The sequence below is a fragment of the Streptomyces sp. NPDC048278 genome, assembly GCF_040652195.1.
In the GTDB taxonomy this organism is placed as follows: domain Bacteria; phylum Actinomycetota; class Actinomycetes; order Streptomycetales; family Streptomycetaceae; genus Streptomyces.
Genome location: NZ_JBEZLP010000009.1, coordinates 279,292 through 297,743, shown reverse-complemented (window position 1 = coordinate 297,743; position 18,452 = coordinate 279,292). Strand labels below are relative to the sequence as shown.

Below are 18,452 nucleotides of genomic sequence, written 5' to 3'. Positions count from 1 at the left end.
CGTCCGCGGCCAGCCTAGCTTTCGGTTCCGGCACTCAACAGGCCACGTGAACGGGTCCTTTCAGTTGTCGGGGGCGGCGGCGCCGACGAGCCACATGGAGAAGAACTGGGAGCCGCCGCCGTAGGCGTGCCCGAGCACCTTGCGGGCGCCGTCCACCTGGTGTTCTCCGGCCTGGCCGCGTACCTGGAGGGCGGCCTCGGCGAACCGGATCATCCCGGAGGCACCGATCGGATTGGTGGAGAGCACTCCGCCCGACATGTTGACGGGGAGGTCACCGTCGAGTTCGGTGACACCCGATTCGGTGAGTTTCCAGCCCTCGCCCTCCTCGGCGAAGCCGAGGTTCTCCAGCCACATGGGCTCGTACCAGGAGAACGGCACGTACATCTCGACGGCGTCGATGTCGCGGCGCGGGTCGGCGATGCCCGCCTGCCGGTAGACGTCGGCGGCGCAGTCCTTGCCTGCCTGCGGCGACACCGCGTCCTTGCCGGCGAACAGGGTGGGCTCGCTGCGCATGGCGCCGCCGAGCATCCAGGCCGGCGGCTTCGCGGAGCGGGCGGCTCCGGCGCGGTCGGTGAGGACCATGGCGCAGGCGCCGTCGGAGGAGGGGCAGGTCTCCGAGTAGCGGATGGGGTCCCACAGCATGGGGGACGCCTGGACCTTCTCCAGGGTGATGTCGTGCTCGTGGAGGTGGGCGTAGGGGTTCTTGAGCGCGTTGCGCCGGTCCTTGTAGGCGACCAGCGAGCCGACGGTGTCCGGGGCGCCGCTGCGCCGCATGTAGGCCCGCACATGGGGGGCGAAGAAGCCGCCCGCGCCGGCCAGCAGCGGCTGCTGGAAGGGGATCGGCAGGGAGAGCCCCCACATGGCGTTGGACTCGGACTGCTTTTCGAAGGCGAGGGTCAGCACGGTGGAGTGGACGCGGGCGGCGACGAGGTTGGCCGCGACGAGCGCGGTCGAGCCGCCCACCGACCCCGCGGTGTGGACCCGCAACATGGGTTTGCCGACCGCCCCCAGCGCGTCCGCCAGGTAGAGCTCCGGCATCATCACGCCCTCGAAGAAGTCGGGCGCCTTGCCGATGACGACCGCGTCGACGTCGGCCCAGTCCAACTCGGCGTCGTCGAGGGCGCGTCGCGCGGCCTCGCGGACGAGCCCGGCGATCGACACGTCCCGCCGGGCCGCCACGTGCTTGGTCTGGCCGATCCCTGTGACGGCCACGGGCTCCTTGCTCATCGCGGATCCCCTTCGAGTACGGCGACCAGGTTCTGCTGCAGGCAGGGCCCGGAGGTGGCGTGGGCGAGGGCGCGGTCGGACTCGCCGCGGTGGATGCGGGCGGCGGCCTCGCCGATGCGGATCAGTCCGGCGGCCATGATCGGGTTGGCGGCGAGGGCTCCGCCGGACGGGTTCACGCGCACGTCGTCGCCGAGCCGCAGCGCCTTGCGCAGTACGACCTCCTGCGAGCTGAACGGCGCGTGCAGCTCGGCGGTGTCCACGGGTCGTTCGAAGGCACCGGCCCGCTCGGCGGCGAGCCGCGCGGACGGCGAGTCGGTCAGGTCGCGGACGCCCAGGCTGTGCGCCTCGATGCGGTGGTCGATGCCCCGGATCCAGGCGGGCCGCTCGCACAGTTCCCGGGCCCGCTCCCCTGCCGCGAGGATCACGGCGGCGGCGCCGTCGCCGATCGGCGGGCAGTCGCCGGTGCGCAGCGGCCGTACGAGGTAGTCCCCCTGCGGCACGGAACCCCGGAGCTGCGCATGGGAGTTGGCTTCCGCCGCCGTCCTGCTCCGGGCGCCGACGGCGGCCAGCGCGGGCTCGTCGGTCTCCCCCGCGTCGATGAGTGCCTGGGCCTGGAGGGCGGCGAGCGCGACGGAGTCCGGCCAGAGGGGGGCCACGTAGTAGGGGTCGAGCTGCCGGGTCAGCACGTCCCGCACCGAGCCGGGCGAGGACTTGCCGTAGGAGTAGACGAGCGCGGTGTCCGCGTCCCCGGTGAGCAGCTTCGTCCAGGCCTCGTACAGGGCCCAGGCGCCGTCCATCTCGACGTGCGACTCGGAGATCGGCGGCCAGGCGCCGACGCCGTCGAGGGCGAGGGTGAAGGAGAAGGCCCGTCCTGCCAGGTAGTCGCTGGAGCCGGAGCAGGTGAAGCCGATGTCGGCGGTCTTCAGCCCGGTCTGCCCGACCACGTCGTGCAGCACCGGCATGAGCATCTCGACCTCGGAGAGGTCCTCGCTGGTGCGGCGGTGGTCGGTCTGCGCGAAGGCGACCAGTGCTATGTCACGCATCACAGCAGCTCCTTGTACGTGTCGTAGTCCGCGTCGGGCTCGCCGGTGGGCCGGTAGTGGTCGGGGAATCGGGCCCCCTCGGTCCACACCGGTTCGACCCTGAGTCCCATCCGCACCTGGTCGTAGGGGATCCCGCCGATGCGGCCGTGCAGGGCGAGGCCGGCGCCGTCGAGGGCGATGTGGGCGTAGACGTACGGCACCTCGATGTCGAGGTTCTTCGCCTTGATGTTGACGATGCAGAAGGTGGTGACCGTGCCGCCGGGACCCACCTCGACCTGTTCCGATGTGGCCACCCCGCAGGTGGGGCACGCACCCCTCGGCGGGATGTACACCTTCCGGCAGGAGGGGCAGCGCTCGCCGAAGGTGCGCCGGGAGGAGAGCGCCTCGATGTAGGCGGACTGGGCCCGGCCGGGCGAGTAGGTGTAGTCGAGGCGGGCATGGGCGACGATGCCGTGGACGGCGTCCTCGAACTCGCCGCCGTGCCCGCCGGGTTCGACCGCCTCCCCGTCGTACGGCTCGAAGCAGGCGATGTCGGTGATGGCGCCGGACCGTTCCTCGGCCCAGCGGACACGGACCCGCATGCCCGTGCGCACGGCCTCGGGGCCGGAGACGTCCAGGGCGTGCAGCAGGGCGGTGTCGGCGCCGTCGAGCCGGACCAGCACCCAGGCGAAGGGGGTGCCGAGGGGCTGGCCGCGACGGGGTTCGTGGTTCCAGGCCCAGGTGGTGACGGTACCGGTGGGGGCGACCTCGACGAGGTCACGGATCTCGTCGGCGGTGACGGGGTCGTACTCGACGGGCGGAACGAGCGTGCGCCCGTCGGCGGCCTTCACCCCGAGGACGACCCGCTCCCGCAACCCGGTGAGAAACGCACTCTGCACAGGCCCGAGAGACCGGGTGAAGGGAAACTCGACGACGAGGGGAGCTCTGAGAACTTCGGGCATCGGCGCTGCCTCCTTGAGAAGGTCAGTGGATAGCGCCCCGTCAGGGGCGCGGGGAACTGCGCGACCAGCCCCCACCGGCCCGCGCCTTCCGAACCGGCCCAGGCCTGCACAGCACTACGCACGCTTGTAGGCAGGCACCCGCTTCTCCGCGAACGCACGAGCCCCTTCCTTGGCGTCGGAAGTGTCGAAGATCGGCCACCCCCGCTTCAGCTCCGCAGCCAGCCCGTCCGCCTCCGTCATCTCCGCGGTCTCGTACACCGACGCCTTGACCGCCTCGACCGCCAACGGCCCGCACGCGTTGATCTGCTCGGCGATCTCCAGCGCCTTCTCCAGCGCCGAGCCGTCCGGCACGACATGCCCGACGAGCCCGATGTCCGCCGCCTCCCGGGCGCTGTACGGCCGCCCGGTGAGCAGCATCTCCAGCGCGTGGGTGCGCGGAATCTGCCGCTGGAGCCGTACCGTCGAGCCGCCGATCGGGAAGAGCCCCCGCCGGACCTCGAAGAGCCCGAACGTCGCGGACTCGCCCGCGACCCGGATGTCGGTGCCCTGGAGGATCTCCGTGCCGCCCGCGACGCAGTACCCCTCGACGGCGGCGATCACCGGTTTGCGCGGGCGATGGTGGCGGAGCATCGCCTTCCAGTGCAGGTCGGGGTCGGCCTTCAGCCGGTCGCGCAGGTGCTCGCCCGCCATGCCCTGTCCGGCCAGCGCCTTGAGGTCCATCCCGGCACAGAAGGCACCCCCGGCCCCGGTGAGCACGATCGAGCGGACGCCGTCGTCCGCGTCGGCCTCGATCCAGCCGTCGTACAGACCGACGAGCATGGAGATCGAGAGCGCGTTCTTCGCCTCGGGCCTGTTGAGCGTGAGCACCAGTGTGGCGCCCTCGCGCCGCACGGTGAGGTGTTCCGTCCCACCCATGGACCGTCTCCCCTCTGAAAGAACGAGAACAGGTTGCAGTAGGCCGGGAGGCACTTCAAGGGTTTTCTGACAGACAGTCAGATTTCTTCGCGTGAACCCTTCACACTTGCCGCGCCCTTTGCTCTGATGACCGGCGAACGGACAGGTGCGCCTTTCTTCGTCACGGTTGCCGGGGTCAGGAGGAGCGGTGGAGTACAACCTTGCCGATCTGTTCGAGTCGGTCGTCGACGTGGCCTCGGACCGCGAGGCGCTCGTGTACGTCGACCACCCCGGCACGGGCGCGGAACGCCGGCTGACCTACGCCGAGCTGGACGCCGCCGCCAACCGCATCGGCCATCACCTGATCGACAGCGGGATCCGCCCCGGGGAGCATCTCGGCCTGCACCTCTACAACGGGATCGAGTACCTCCAGACCGTGTTCGGGTGCATGAAGGCGCGGGTCGTGCCGGTCAACGTCAACTACCGTTACGTCGAGGACGAGTTGGTGTACCTCTACCGGGACGCCGACCTGGTCGCGCTGGTCTTCGACGCGGAGTTCGACGACCGGGTGGCGGCGGCGCTGCCCAGGACGCCGAAGCTGCGGCACCTGGTGCGCGTGGGCGAGCCGACGTCGGAGCTCAAGGCCCTGCCCTTCGCGGAGGCCGAGGCCGCCGGGTCGCCGGGTCGGGGGTTCCCGGCGCGCTCGGGTGACGACCAGTTCATCATCTACACCGGTGGCACCACGGGCATGCCCAAGGGGGTGATGTGGCGTCAGGAGGACCTGTTCTTCGCCGGGTTGGGCGGCGGGGCGCCGACCGGTGAGCCGGTGAAGCGGCCGGAGGAGCTGGCCGAGCGGGTGGCGGCCGGCGGAACCGGGATCACCTTCTTCCCCACTCCCCCGCTGATGCACGGCACGTCGACCCTCACCTCCCTCATCGGCTTCAACTTCGGTCAGCGGGTGGTGATCCACCGCAAGTTCGTGCCCGAGGAGGTGCTGCGGACCATCGCGCGGGAGAAGGTCACCAGCATGTCGCTGGTCGGCGACGCGATGCTGCGCCCGCTGATCGACGCGCTCAACGGGCCGATGAAGGGCACCGACTGCTCCGCGCTGTTCAGCGTCTCCTCCTCCGGTGCGATCCTCTCCGAGACCGTGCGCAGGCTGTTCACCGAACTGGTCCCGAACGCCGTGCTGCTGAACAACTTCGGGTCCTCCGAGTCCGGTTTCAACGGCACCGCGACCGACGACTCCGGGGCCGGCAGCGGCTTCCGCGTCCGCGTCAACTCCCGTACGCAGGTGGTCGATCCGGCGACCCACGAGCCGGTGGCGGTGGGCGAGATCGGGCGGGTCGCGCAGAGCGGGCACGTACCGCTCGGCTACTACAACGACCCCGCGAAAACCGCCGAGACGTTCTTCGAGAAGGACGGCCGCAGGTGGGTGCTCCTCGGTGACATGGCGACGGTCGACGAGGACGGCGTCGTCACCGTGCTCGGCCGGGGCTCGCAGTGCATCAACACCGGGGGCGAGAAGGTGTACCCGGAGGAGGTCGAACAGGCCCTCAAATCCCACCCGGACGTGTACGACGCGCTCGTCGCCGGGGTGCCCGACGCCAAGTGGGGCAACCATGTCGCGGCCGTGGTGCAGCTGCGCGCGGGCGCCGAGCAGCCCTCCCTCGCGGACATCCAGACCCACTGCCGCAGCCGGCTGGCCGGGTACAAGGTCCCCCGCCAGCTGGTGATCGCCGAGGCCATCCAGCGGTCCCCGAGCGGCAAGGCGGACTACCGGTGGGCGCGGGAGACGGCGGTGGCCGCCGACCGGTAGACCGTGCGGGTGCGCCACCCCCGCGGGGTGGCGCACGGGCCGTACGCTGTGCGCACGATCAGTTGTCGATCATGCACACGGTGTCACAGCCGCCGCACGGAAGGACCTCCGGTGTCGCACCCCACGCCCGCCCGGCCGCCGGAGACCGCGCCCGCGCCGGCGGATCCCGGCACGGACGAGGGCTGCCGCCGGAGGCAGCCACGCACCGCCCGGGGCATCGCGGTGGGAACGACCGCGGCCTCCGCCCTCCTGCTGCCGGCCGCGCTGCTGCTGCCGAACCGGCTGGACCTGCTCACGCCGACGGCGTTCCTGCGCCTCCCGGTCGAGGGGATCGTGCTCGCGGCCGTGCTGCTGGCCCTGCCCGGCCGGGCGCGGCGCGTCACGGCGGTGGCGGCGGGCGCGTCGGTGGGGCTGCTGACGCTGGTGAAGTGCCTGGACATGGGTTTCTACTCGGTGCTTGAACGGCCGTTCGACCTGGTGCTCGACTGGGTCCTGCTGGACGACGCGGCGGACTACGTGCGGGAGTCGTTCGGCCGGACCAGTGAACTGCTCGCGATCTCCGGGGCCGTGCTCCTCGCCGCGACCGTGCCGGCCGTGACCGCCCTCGCCCTGCTGCGGGTCGCCGAGCGGATGGCGCGCAGGCGCCCGCAGGCCGTCCGTACGGCCCTGGTCCTGGCCGTCGCCTGGGTCACCTGTGCCACCTTCGGTCTCCGGGCCGGCGGCGCGCCCGTCGCCTCGTCGCTCGACGCGCAGCTGGTGGACGACCGGGTGCGGGCGGTCCGCGCCGGTCTCGCGGACGCGCGGGTCTTCGCGGCGGAGGCAGCCGTCGACGCCTTCGGGAACACGCCGCCGGACCGGCTGCTGACGGGCCTGCGCGGCAAGGACGTGCTGTTCACGTTCGTCGAGAGCTACGGCCGTACGGCGATCGAGGATCCGGCGATGGCCCGTCAGGTCGGCGCGGTCCTGAAGGAGGGCACCGCCACGCTCCGGGCGGCCGGTTTCGAGGCGCGCAGCGGCTGGCTGCGGTCCCCGGTGCTCGGGGCGGGCAGCTGGATGTGCCATGCCACGCTGCTGTCCGGGCTGTGGATCGACAACCAGCAGCGGTACCGCGATCTCGTCTCGGGCGACCGGACGACCCTCAACGAGTACTTCCGCAGGACCGGCGCCTGGCGCACGGTCGGTGTCGTGCCGGGGGTCCGCAGGGCCTGGCCGGAGGCCCGGTTCTTCGGCCTCGACCGCGCCTACGACGCCACGCACCTCGGCTACCGCGGCCCGTATTTCAGCTGGACGCCGGTCCCCGACCAGTTCACGCTGGAGGCCTTCGACCGCCTGGAGTACGGGAAGCCGAACCGGCGTCCGATGATGGCGGAGATCATCCTCGCCTCCAGCCACCAGCCCTGGGCGCCCCTCCCCCGCATGATCGACTGGACCGACCTCGGCGACGGCTCGGTCTTCGGTCCGATGCGGAAGGCGGGCAAGGACCCGGCGGAGGTCTGGAAGGACCCGGAGAGCGTGCGGACCGAGTACCGGGTCTCGATCGAGTACTCGCTGCGCAGCCTGTTCGGGTTCATGGGGCGCCACGCGCGCCGGGACACGATCCTGGTCTTCCTCGGCGACCACCAGCCCCGCCCGGAGGTCGTCGCAGGCAGCCCGCGCCGGGATGTGCCGGTCACGATCGTCGCCCACGACCCGGCGGTCCTGGACCGGGTCGCCGGCTGGGACTGGACGCCGGGCCTGAAGCCCGCCGCGGACGCGCCGATCTGGGCGATGGACAAGTTCCGCGACCGTTTCCTCACGGCGTTCGGGCCGCGGGACCCGAGCGCGGCTCAGGCGTCCAGGAAGCCGACGGTACGGCGGACGAACCACTCGGGGTCGTCGAGCCAGGGATAGTGGCCGGCGCCGGGCTGCACGACGACCTCCGCGTGCGGGAAGGCATCGGCGACGCGCCCGGCCAGGGCGGGGCTGGGACCGCCGTCGAGTTCCCCGGCGTACACCAGGACGGGGGCGGCGAGGGCGCGCAGGGCGGCCCGGGTGACGTCCGGGGTGAAGGCGCCCTCGGCGAAGCAGCGGTCGCCCGCCTCGAAGTTGCTCTGCTGCTCGGTGGCGGCGACATGGGCCCGGGCGGCGGCGTCCCAGCGGCCGTGGAAGAAGGGCATGAACACCACGTCGAACTCCCCGGAGCCGGTCAGCCACGCCTCCAGCGCGGGGAACGCCTCCGCGAACCAGGGCTCTCCCGCCCGCAGCCGGGCCGCCGCCAGCCGGTCCTCGGGGGTGGCGTGCAGGCCGAGGGCCGAGGAGTTGCCGGTGATCAGCGCGAGCCGCCGCACCCGGTGCGGATGGGCCGCCGCGTACAGGGTCGCCAGGGCGGCGCCCGCCGAGTGCGCCAGTACGTCCATGTGGTCGAGACCCATGTGGGCCCGCAACATCTCCACGTCGTCGACCAGTCGGTCGCAGCGGTACGACGCCGGGTCGGCGGGCACCGCGGAGTCGCCGGTTCCGCGCAGGTCGAGGAGGATCAGCCGGCGGTGGGCGGTGAGCCCGCCGAGGTCACCCAGATAGACGGAGGCCCGCATGGGGCCGCCCGGCAGTACGACGAGCGGTTCGCCCTCCCCTCTGACGTGGTAGGCGAGGCGGGTCCCGTCGGCTGCGGCGAAAGTGGGCATGGCGCTGATCCTCGGGGACGGCGCCGCGGTGCCGCAACGGGTTTCTGCGGCCGGCCCCCGGTGTCAGGCAGCCGGGACCGGCTTGCTCACCCGGAACGCGAACTGGCCGCAGAACGTGAGCTTGCGGAGGTTCACCAGGGCCGCCTCCCGCTTGCTGCCGCGGGCCCAGGCGTCGATCTCCGTGTTGAGCGGCGACTCCGTCTGCCAGAAGCGGCCGTACTCCTTCTTCCGCGAGGCATGGTAGGTGCGCATGATCAGTGTCACGCCGTCGAGCGAGGGCCGGATCTCCTCCAGGGCGAGCCCGGCCTCCTCGACCAGCACCCGGAATCCGTAGGGCGTGTAGTTCCACAGGCTGAAGGAGTGGTACGGCTCGAACTGCGAGGTGCTGCCGATGAACAGGCCGCCCGGGCGCAGCACCCTGCCCACCTCGGCGAGCAGTTCCCTGGGCCTGGCCACGTGTTCGAAGACCTGGTGGGAGTAGACGAGCGGGACCGCGCCGGAGCGGAACGGCAGGTTGACGCCGTCGAAGTACACGACGCTGTCGCCCCCGGGCCTGCGCTGGGCGGCCTCCGGCGAGTCGCGGATGTCGACTCCCACCCAGCGGACGCGGGAGTCGTGCTTGCGGAAGAGCTCCGCCGACGTGCCCCGCCCGCACCCGAGGTCGACCACCCGGTCCGGTGCCCGCGGCGAGCTCATGGCTTCGTCGAGGTAGTAGCGGGAGGTGACCTGACGGGCGTGGTCGTCAGGGATGCAGTCGTGCATGAGTTCCCACAGGGTCGACATGTCCCCACGCTACGGACGTGCCGTTCTTCTAGGCCACATCCAGGCGGGGGTTCGGGACCGCGGTCATCCCTTGGGGCGAACGGGACTGGGCGGACGGCGGCACGAGGCGGCCGACGCCGGACAGGTCGCGGGCGGTCACGCTGTTGCGGTCGGCGACGGTCCGGCCGAGTGCGTGGTACGGCCAGAGTCCCCCGGCCTGCCGGCGGCTGCGCTCGTTCCACTCCAGGGCCTCGGCGGCGCGTGCCCGGAAGAAGTTGAGCGCGTAGCCGCCGCTGTGGATCCGCAGCAGGAAGAAACCGCCGGGGTACTCCTTGGCGGCACCGACCTCCAGCTGGGTCACCCGCGGGGCGAGGGGCACACGGGTGCGCTTGTTGCGGTGGGTGTGGCCCACATGGTGGAGGAACACACCCGGGGCGGTGGCGTAGGCCCGGAGGATCGCGCGGGCCTGGCGGCGGCCGAGGCGCTGCGCCGGGCTCACCGGGAAGAGGCCCTCCCGGACGGTCAGCGGGTGGTGGCCGAAGACGACGGTGGGCTGTTCCCGGTGGGCGCGCAACCGGCGCCGGAACCAGGAGAGCTGCTCGGCGCCGAGGCCGCCCGCGTCACCGCCGTTGCCGCGCTTGTCGTAGGTGTCGAGGCCGATGATCCGCAGTCCGGCCACGTCGTGCTCGAACCAGCCGGGCCCGTCCGGTGTGCCGAACTCGCGTTGGAAGGCGTCGCCGTCGGTCGCGGCGCGGTCGTGGTTGCCCCGGACGACGAAGTAGTCCCGCCGGTGGGCGCCGAAGCCGTCGAGGATCCGTCTGGCCTCCGCCAGGTCGCGCGGTCCGCCGCCTGCGGAGATGTCACCGGCGGCCAGCAGCAGCTGGGCGCCGCGGCTGCGGGCCTCGTCCACCACGGCGCGGCTCATCAGTTCGGGGTAGGGGGTCTGTCCCGTCCGCTGCCCCACTCCGCGCAGGAAGGGGACGCCGGCCACGAGGCCGGCGACGGTCTCGCCGATGTGCAGGTCGTTGCAGAGGGCGACGGAGAACAGGTGGTGGCCGGGCGGGGGCTGCGGGGTGGTGAAGGAGTAGGGGCCGCCGGGCGTGCCGAGGCCGTGGCGGGAGGTGCCGGCCGCGTTGCCGCGGACCAGGTGCAGCGCGGTGGGTGTGGCGGGCACGCCCCGGGAACGGGCCTGGTAGTAGTAGGTCTGGCCCGGCTCCAGGCCGGTGAGTTCGACGTGGTGGTGCGCGGTGGGCCGGTCCTCGCCGGCGGTGCGGTTGAGGCGGGCCGGGTGGGTGCCGTAGACGACCTCGCCCTCGGTGACGGCGGGCAGCATCCGGCCGGTGCCGTCGTCGGTGCCGGGCAGGGCGGTGTGCCAGGTGATGACGGCGCGGTCCTCGGTGAGGGTGACGAGTTCGAGGTGGACGGCGGCGAGGGAGCGGGGGTGACGGGGACGGGGGGCGGCGGCGGAGCGGAGCAGGGCGGGTGCGAGGAGGTAGCCGGAGCGCAGCAGCTCGCAGGGGCCGGGGATGCCCGCGAGTGCGCCGAGGGGGACGGGGAGGCAGCAGCGCATGTCGGTTGTGTGCTCGCCGGCGGTGAACGGCGGACGTGGTGTCGGAAGCCGCACAAGGTATGGAACCAGACTTCTTGGGTCCGTACGGGGCGTTGTGTCGACGCTCACGTGCCGGGCCGCGCAGGAGCCGCCGCCCGGTCCTCAGGAGGCGGGGCCGAACCGGTCCCGCAGTTCCCGCTTCAGGATCTTTCCGCTGGCGTTGCGGGGGAGCGCGTCCACGAAGAGGATCCGCTTGGGTGCCTTGAAGGCGGGGAGCTTCTCCTTCACGTGGGCGATCAGCCCGGCCTCGTCGACTTCGCCGCGCGCGACGACGACCGCGGTGACCGCCTCGATCCACCGCTCGTCGGGCAGGCCGATCACGGCGGCCTCGGCGACCGCCTCGTGGGTGTACAGGGCGTCCTCGACCTGGCGCGAAGCGACCAGCACGCCACCGGAGTTGATGACGTCCTTCACCCGGTCGACGATCGTGTAGTAGCCGTCGGCGTCGCGCACCGCGAGGTCGCCGGAGCGGAACCAGCCGTCCCGGAAGGCCTGTTCGGTCTCCTCGGGCTTGTCCCAGTAGCCCTCGCACAGCTGCGGTGAGCGGTAGACGATCTCGCCGGGGGTGCCGTCGGGCACGTCGGCGCCGTCCTCGTCCACCACCCGTGCCTCGACGAACAGGACCGTGCGACCGCAGGAGTCGAGCCGCCCCTTGTGCTCCTCGGGGGCGAGCACGGTGGCCAGCGGTCCGATCTCGCTCTGCCCGAAGCAGTTGAACAGGGCGAGTTTCGGCAGCCGTTCACGCAGTCGCTCCAGGACGGGGACCGGCATGATCGAGGCCCCGTAGTAGGCCTTGCGCAGTCCGCCGAGGTCGCGGGTGGCGAAGTCGGGCCGGTTGGCGAGTCCGATCCACACGGTGGGCGGCGCGAACAGGCTGTCGACGTCTCCGGCCTCGACGAGGTCGAAGAGGGTGTCGCCGTCCGGCCCGTCGAGGATGACGTTGGTGGCGCCCACCGCCAGGTAGGGCAGCAGGAACACGTGCATCTGGGCGGAGTGGTAGAGCGGCAGCGCGTGTGCGGGGCGGTCCCCGGCGCTCAGGTCGAGGGCGGCGATCGCGCTCAGGTACTCGTGCACCAGCGCCCGGTGGGTCATCATCGCGCCCTTGGGCAGCGCCGTGGTCCCGGAGGTGTAGAGCAGCTGCACCAGGTCCTCGGTGCGTGGTTCGGGCCCGTCGTACGGCGTCGCGTCGGCGAGCCGGGCGAGCAGCGAACCGTCGGCGTCCCGCAGCGGCAGCGTCGGTACGCCGTCGGGGAGCCGGTCGGTGAGGGCGGGGTCGGCGAGGACCAGGGAGCTGCCCGACTGGCCGACGATGTAGGCGAGGTCGTCGCCGGTCAGGTTCTGGTTGACCGGGACGTGGACCAGGCCGGCGCGGGCGCAGGCGAGGAAGGCGATCAGGTAGGCGTCGGAGTTGTGTCCGTAGGTGCCGACCCGGTCGCCGCGGTCGAGGCCCTGGCCGAGCAGGACGTTCGCCGCGCGTGAGACGGCGTCGTCGAGTTCCCCGTACGTCCACCGTCGCTCGCCGTACCGCACCGCCACCCGTGCGGGGGTGCGGCGGGCGCTGCGCCGCAGCACCCCGTCGACCGTGCTGCCCTGTCCCTGCGTCATGACTCATGATCCTCGGGCCGTCGCCCGGGCAGGTCAAGCGAACGCGAAGGGCGACGCCGAAACCCTCCGGGTCCGGCCGGGAGGGAACCGCACGGGAGTGACGGAAAGAATCACCATCGATGCATCTTGCATCAAGAGGCGTTCACCGATTGGGCATCTTGCTTCAACGTGCCCCTGTGCGCCCCTTTGGAGAAAGGTTTCCGGAAACCCGCACATGATTGAACTGGGCAGGACTTGTCTCGGACTGTCAGCCTCGAAGCAGGTTCGCTCATTTCACGCGTTGCACTGGGCAGGAGGTTTCCATGAACGGTGCTGTGCCCGAACAAAAACGGACATGGACAGCAGGTACTGCTCCCGGCATATTCCCACTCCTCGGTCACGGTATCGCTTTATACCGTCGCCCGCTGGCGTTTCTCAATTCTTTGCCCGCGCACGGGGATCTGGTCGAGATACGGCTGGGCCCCCGGCGCGCCTGGATGGTGTGCCACCCGGAGCTGGCCCACGAGGTGCTCATGGACCCGCACACCTTCGACAAAGGGGGCCCGCTCTACGACAGGCTGGGCAGGCTCATGGGCGACGGACTGGTCACCTGCCGTCAGTCCGCGCACCGGGACAAACGCAGGCTGTTGCAGCCGGCCTTCCGTCCGTCCCACGCCGCCGCGTACACGGAACTCGTCGCCGAGGAGGCCGAGTCGGTGTGCGAGGGGTGGCAGGCGGGCCAAGCGGTTCCCGTCACCGAGGCGATGACGACCCTCACGACCCGCGTCATCAGCCGGGTCCTGCTCTCCGACTCGCTGGACGACTCGACCGCCGCCCAGGTGCGGGACTGTCTCGCCGACGTCGTCCGCGGTCTCTTCGTCCGCACGGTCGTGCCGGTCGACGCGCTGTTCCGGCTCCCGACCCCGGCCAACCGCCGCTACCGGCGGGCGCTCGCCCGCCTGCACGCCGTCATCGACGCGGTGATCGCCGAACGCCGCCGGGGCATCCCGCGAGACGACGTCCTGGGAACGCTGCTGGCGGCCCCCCACGGCCACGGCGCGGAACCCGCCCGCACCGACCAGGAGGTCCACGACCACCTGATCACCCTGCTGCTCACGGGCGCCGAGACCTCGGCCCTGTCCCTGGCCGCGGCCTTCAGCCTGCTGGCCCGCCATCCCGAGGCCGAACGGCGTCTGCACACCGAGCTGGACACCGTCCTGCCCGGCGGTCGCCGACCCCGCCCCGACGACCTGCAGCACCTCGTCCGGACCCGGTGCGTCGTCTCCGAGACCCTGCGCCACTCGTCCCCCGGCTGGCTCTTCACCCGCGTCGCCACCCGGGAGACGGAACTCGCGGGACGCCGGCTGCCCGCCGGAGCCACCGTGCTCTACAGCCCCTACCTCCTGCACCACGACCCGTCCTCGTTCCCCGACCCCGAACGCTTCGACCCCGACCGCTGGCTGCCGGGGCGGCCCACCGCCGGCCAGCGGCGCGCGATGATGCCGTTCTCCGCGGGCAACCGCAAATGCCTCGGCGACGAGTTCGCCATGGTGGAGATCACCGTCGCGCTCGCGACCATCGCCGGCCGGGTGCGGCTGCGCCATCTGCCCTCGTACACGGCACGGGCACCGCGCCCCGCGATCACACTGGGGCCGCGCTCCCTGGTCATGCTCTGCGAGACACGCCCGCCCGGGCCGCCGGAGGCCTCGTCGTCCCGCGCCCCGCTCCCGCGCCGCGCGGTCTGCCCCCGCCAGGCACCGGACTCCCGATCGGCAGGTGACCACAGTGTCGGCAACGCATGAGGAGGTCGCGGTCGGCGTACCGGACGGAACCCGCGCCGCCAACCTCGGAGACCTGATCGACGCCCACCTCCATATGCCCTTCCCGTTCCGGCGCAACCCCCATGAAGCCGAAGCCGCGGTCGGCGTCGGCGCGTGGCTGCGCGCGCGGGGGCTGACGGACGAGCCGGGCGTGGCGAAGATGATCGCCCGCACGCGCCCCGCCGAACTCGCGTCCTACATCAGCGCCGACGTGGATTCCGGCCTGCTCCAGATCGTGGCCAACCAGATCGCCTACCAGTTCGTCTTCGACGACCAGGCCGAGGACGTCGGGCAGCGCTCGCCCGGCCTGCTGCTGCCGATGCTGTTCGAGAGCATCGCGGTCCTGCGCGACGAACGGCCCCCCAGCACTCCCCTCGGCGCGGCCCTGGCCGATCTCCACCGACAGGTCCGGGAACGGTGTACTCCCGCGCAGGCCGCACGGTGGGCCTGGAAGAGCCGCGAATACGTGCACGGCCTGTTGTACGAAGCGGTGGCCCAGGCCCAGCCCTACCTTCTGCGGGCCGGAGACTGCACCTCCATACGGTCCCTGATCGCGGGAGTCGAACCGTTCCACCCGCTGTGCGAGGCCGCTCAGCCCGACGAACTGTCCGCCGCCGAACTCCACCATCCCGTCGTACGGCGACTGGCCCGGCTCTCGGCCGACGCGGCGGTGTGGATACCGGACCTGTTCTCCTCGGTGAAGGAACAGCGGGCCGGCGGAATGATCAACCTGGCCCTCGCCCACCAGCGCGAGAACGGGTGTTCCCTGCAGGCCGCCGTCGTCCTCGCCATCCGGCAGATCAACAGCACGATCGAGGAGTTCCAGGAGCTCTACGCCGGGGTCGAACCGGAACTCAGCACCGCGGGGGTGGGTTACGTGGAAGGCATGACCGGCTGGATCCGCGGGTGTTACCACTGGTCCCGGACCGTACCGCGGTACGCGGATGTGGCGTCGGTGCCCGTCGTGCAGTAGGTGCACCTGCCGCGGTCCGGCGACCGCCCCTCAGGAAGGAGGCGATCAGGGTCCCCTACCCGGAAGACGGACATTATCCCTTCTACAGTTCATGATTCACCCGATAGTACTCAGTCCGGTCGGGCCGCACCGCGACAAGGCGTACGCTCGGCTGTCCCCGGGCCGAACGAAAGAAAGCGGTACGGCATATGGCAATGGAGCCGCGGCAATCGGTCTTGGATCAGCAGACCTTGATCGAGCGCCGACGGGAACTTCAGGCCCTCGACGCGGCGTTCCGGGAATTGCGGCGCACATCGAGCGGAGTACCGCGAGCACGGCACAAGGGATTGCTGGCCTTCACGGGGCGGGCCGGACTGGGCAAGACGGCCCTCATGGCGGAAGCACGCGCGAAAGCCGCGGCGGGCGGATTCACCGTGCTGTCCGGCAGGGGCGGCGAAGCGGAACAGGGTTCGGCCTTCCGCGTCGTACGGCAGCTGATGCAGCCCCCGCTGGCGCGGATGGAGGAGGCCGAACTCCGCGCCTTTCTGGGAAGTTGGTACGACACCGTCGCCGCCGTGCTCGGTCTGGAAGCAAGGGGGTCCGCTCCCGCTCCGGACCCCACCGGGGTCCGTGAGGGTCTGGACTGGGTCATGACGCGGCTCACGGTGAAGAAGGCACCCGTGGTCATCCTCCTCGACGACCTGCACTGGGCGGACCCCGAGTCCCTGAAGTGGCTCACCTCGTTCGTACCCCGGGTCGACGACCTCCCGCTGCTGCTCGTGGTCGCCTACCGGCCCGACGAACTGCCGCCCGAGGGAGGCGAACTGCGCACCCTCGTGGGACATCACGGGGACCGCCCGCACGAGCTCGAACTGCTCACCGCCGAGGGGGTGGCCAGGATCGTCAGGGCCGAAGTCGGTGACGTGGCCAAGGACGAGTTCTGCAAGGAATGCTGGTCCGCCACCGGCGGGAGCCCCTTCGAGACGGTGGAGCTCGCCATCAAGCTCGCCGAGCAGAGGGTGGGCGGTACCGAGGACGACCTGCTCGCGATGCGTGAGCTCGCCGCGGAGATCAAGGGCCCGGGGCTGATCGAGCGGCTGAAGCGGCTCGGCACGGCGACGGTCCGGTTCGCGCACGCCGCGGCCGTGCTGGGTTCGCCCTTCTCCCCACAGCTCGCCGCCACCATCGCGGTGCTCGGCGACGAGGAGGCGAACGAGGCGGTCCACAAGCTGCGAGCGGCCCGGATCCTGTCCTACGGACGCGAACTCGACGGCTCCCTCGAGTTCGTGCATCCCCTGATCGCCACGACGATCTACCGGTCCATCCGCCCGCAGGCCATCCGGGTCGGCATGCACAACGCCGCCGCGGAGGCCGTCCTCGCCGCCGGGCACGGCCCCACCGCCGCCGCCCGGCACCTGCTGGAGGTGCCCTGCGAAGGCAGTCCGGAAGCGGTGGCGTGTCTCCGCGAGGCCGCTCGCGTGTACCTGCGCGCCGGGGCCACCGAGGCCGCCCGGCGCCTGCTGACCCGTGCGCTGCGGGAGCCGCCGCTGCCCGAGGACCGGGCCGCGGTCCTCCACGAACTCGCCTGCTCCACCTTCCTGATCGAGCCCACGGCCACCGTCCGGCACCTGCGCCAGGCGCTGGCGCAGTCCGACGTCGACCCCGATCTGCGCGCCTCGATCGTCTTCCGGCTCGCGCAGGCTCTGGCGCACACCGACCAGCTGGCCGAGGCCGTGAGCGTGGCCACCGAGGAGGCGCGGCAGGCCACCAGTCCCCGCGTCAAACTGCGCATGCAGGCCGATCAGTTCGTCTGGGGCATGTTCCAGGCCGACGACCACGACTCGCCCGCTCGCTCCCGGACCCTGGCACGGCTGGCCGAGCAGTTGCCCGGCCGCAGTCTGGAGGAGCGCTACATCCTGGGGCTGCGGGCCTGGGACGCCGTCCTGCGCGGCGAGCCGCGGCGGAGCAGCCTCGGCCATGCCGAGAAGGCCCTGGACGGCGGCATGAGCTGGACCGACGAGAACCGGGGTTTCGAGGTCCCCGCTTCGGTCGCCCTGGTCTACATGTACGCCGACCAGCCCCGAAGGGCCGAGGAGTTGTTCAGCAAGGGCATCGCGGAGTGCGTGGCCATGGGCTGGCGCGGCTCCCACCTGGCGCTCGGCCAGACCCTCGCCGGTTACATCCGCTACCGCCGCGGATGCCTCGCCGAGGCCGAGGAACTGGTACGGGGAGGTCTGCTGATCGCCGACAAGGTGGAGGGGGCCGTGCCGGCGCAGTGGTTCGCCGTGGGCATCCTCATCCAGACGCTGCTGGCCCGTGGGCGGGTCGCAGAAGCGCGGGCGCTCGCCGACGAGCACCGCTTCGGCGCGACGGCTCCCAACGCCGTCATCTACCCCGACCCCCGCACCGTCCACGCCGAACTCCTCCTCGCCGAGGGCCGGCACGCCGAGGCGGCGCGGTTGGCGGCCTCGGTCGGACAGTGGCTGGACGCGCGGGGCTGGCGGAATCCGGCCTGGTGTCCGTGGCAGCTGCGGCTCGCGACCGCGCTCGCGCCCACCGCTCCCGAGGAGGCGGTGGGGCATGCCGAGGAAGCCGTGCGCCGGGCCCGGGAGTTCGGTGCCGCCTCGGCCGTCGGGCAGGCCCTGTACACGCTGGCCGAGGTGACCTGCGGGCCGGCGGCGGTCGACCTGTACGCGCAGGCCGTCGAGCAGCTGGAACAGTCGCCGGCCGCCTACGAACTCGCCCGCGCCCAGATCGGCCACGGCGCCGCGCTGTCCCTGGGCGGCCGACTCCAGGAGGCCGCCGACCGGCTCTACCAGGGGCTGGAGGGAGCCGTCCACTGCGGGGCCGAGGCGCTCGCCGCCCGGGCCCGGGAGGAGCTGTCGGCGGCCGGGCTGCGGCCGTTGCCGTTGCGCTACGCGCAGGTGGACACGCTCACCGCGCCGGAACTGCGGACCGCCGAACTGACCGTCCGGGGACACTCGGCGGGTGTGGTCGCCAAGGAGTTGCACCTCACCGAACAGGGCGTGCGGCAGCTGCTGTCCCGGGTCTACCGCAAGCTCGGCACCGATGCGGCCGGCCTCGGCGGGTTCCTGGAGGTCAGGCAGCGTCCGCGCCCCTGACGTGCCGGACCGCCGG

13 protein-coding genes are annotated in these 18,452 nt (G+C 71.9%); 5 read left to right on the top strand and 8 right to left on the bottom strand.

All coding sequences use genetic code 11. The features are described 5' to 3' along the window. Positions 1 to 60: 60 nt before the first annotated feature. The 4 genes from AB0D74_RS18870 to AB0D74_RS18855 form a co-directional block, all read right to left on the bottom strand. Positions 61 to 1,227, bottom strand: a complete 1,167-nt coding sequence (locus AB0D74_RS18870) for a thiolase domain-containing protein (RefSeq protein ID WP_362587512.1) — start codon at positions 1,225 to 1,227, stop codon at positions 61 to 63. Beyond that, positions 1,224 to 2,270 carry a thiolase domain-containing protein gene (locus AB0D74_RS18865; protein ID WP_362587510.1) on the bottom strand — a complete coding sequence of 349 codons (1,047 nt, stop codon included), beginning with the start codon at positions 2,268 to 2,270 and terminating at the stop codon, positions 1,224 to 1,226. The genes AB0D74_RS18870 and AB0D74_RS18865 overlap by 4 nt, the downstream gene beginning before the upstream one ends. Further along, positions 2,270 to 3,211 carry an OB-fold domain-containing protein gene (locus AB0D74_RS18860; protein WP_362587507.1) on the bottom strand — a complete coding sequence of 314 codons (942 nt, stop codon included), beginning with the start codon at positions 3,209 to 3,211 and terminating at the stop codon, positions 2,270 to 2,272. Before AB0D74_RS18860 ends, AB0D74_RS18865 begins: the two co-directional genes overlap by 1 nt. A 114-nt stretch (positions 3,212 to 3,325) precedes the next feature. Beyond that, complete coding sequence (locus tag AB0D74_RS18855; protein ID WP_362587504.1) at positions 3,326 to 4,126, bottom strand: crotonase/enoyl-CoA hydratase family protein; 801 nt, start codon at positions 4,124 to 4,126, stop codon at positions 3,326 to 3,328. Positions 4,127 to 4,313: 187 nt separating this feature from the next. Here AB0D74_RS18855 and AB0D74_RS18850 point away from each other — a divergent pair, with 187 nt between their 5' ends. Then, positions 4,314 to 5,924, top strand: coding sequence for an acyl-CoA synthetase (locus tag AB0D74_RS18850; RefSeq protein WP_362587501.1), 1,611 nt, complete (start codon positions 4,314 to 4,316; stop codon positions 5,922 to 5,924). A gap of 111 nt (positions 5,925 to 6,035) precedes the next feature. Beyond that, a complete protein-coding gene (locus AB0D74_RS18845) occupies positions 6,036 to 7,814 on the top strand; it encodes a sulfatase (RefSeq protein WP_362587498.1) in 1,779 nt (592 codons plus the stop codon). Here AB0D74_RS18845 and AB0D74_RS18840 read toward each other — a convergent pair. The 4 genes from AB0D74_RS18840 to AB0D74_RS18825 form a co-directional block, all read right to left on the bottom strand. After that, on the bottom strand, positions 7,751 to 8,587 hold the full coding sequence (locus tag AB0D74_RS18840) for an alpha/beta hydrolase (protein ID WP_362587495.1): 837 nt from the start codon (positions 8,585 to 8,587) through the stop codon (positions 7,751 to 7,753). The genes AB0D74_RS18845 and AB0D74_RS18840 overlap by 64 nt on opposite strands. A 63-nt stretch (positions 8,588 to 8,650) precedes the next feature. Then, positions 8,651 to 9,370: a class I SAM-dependent methyltransferase gene (locus AB0D74_RS18835; protein WP_362587492.1), complete on the bottom strand. Its 720-nt coding sequence runs from the start codon at positions 9,368 to 9,370 to the stop codon at positions 8,651 to 8,653. Positions 9,371 to 9,398: 28 nt separating this feature from the next. Next, complete coding sequence (locus tag AB0D74_RS18830) at positions 9,399 to 10,919, bottom strand: metallophosphoesterase family protein (protein WP_362587489.1); 1,521 nt, start codon at positions 10,917 to 10,919, stop codon at positions 9,399 to 9,401. Between the two features lie 141 nt (positions 10,920 to 11,060). Then, the gene (locus AB0D74_RS18825) at positions 11,061 to 12,563 is read right to left on the bottom strand and encodes an acyl-CoA synthetase (RefSeq protein WP_362587486.1); all 1,503 of its coding nucleotides are present in this window, start codon (positions 12,561 to 12,563) and stop codon (positions 11,061 to 11,063) included. Between the two features lie 302 nt (positions 12,564 to 12,865). Between AB0D74_RS18825 and AB0D74_RS18820 the strand changes: the two genes are divergently transcribed. From AB0D74_RS18820 to AB0D74_RS18810, 3 genes are all read left to right on the top strand, one after another. Further along, complete coding sequence (locus AB0D74_RS18820) at positions 12,866 to 14,344, top strand: cytochrome P450 (RefSeq protein ID WP_362587484.1); 1,479 nt, start codon at positions 12,866 to 12,868, stop codon at positions 14,342 to 14,344. Next, complete coding sequence (locus AB0D74_RS18815; RefSeq protein WP_362587482.1) at positions 14,328 to 15,335, top strand: (-)-alpha-amorphene synthase; 1,008 nt, start codon at positions 14,328 to 14,330, stop codon at positions 15,333 to 15,335. Before AB0D74_RS18820 ends, AB0D74_RS18815 begins: the two co-directional genes overlap by 17 nt. Positions 15,336 to 15,523: 188 nt before the next feature. Continuing rightward, entirely contained in the window at positions 15,524 to 18,436 is a 2,913-nt protein-coding gene (locus AB0D74_RS18810) for an AAA family ATPase (RefSeq protein ID WP_362587478.1), read from the top strand. The last annotated feature ends 16 nt before the right edge of the window (positions 18,437 to 18,452 follow it).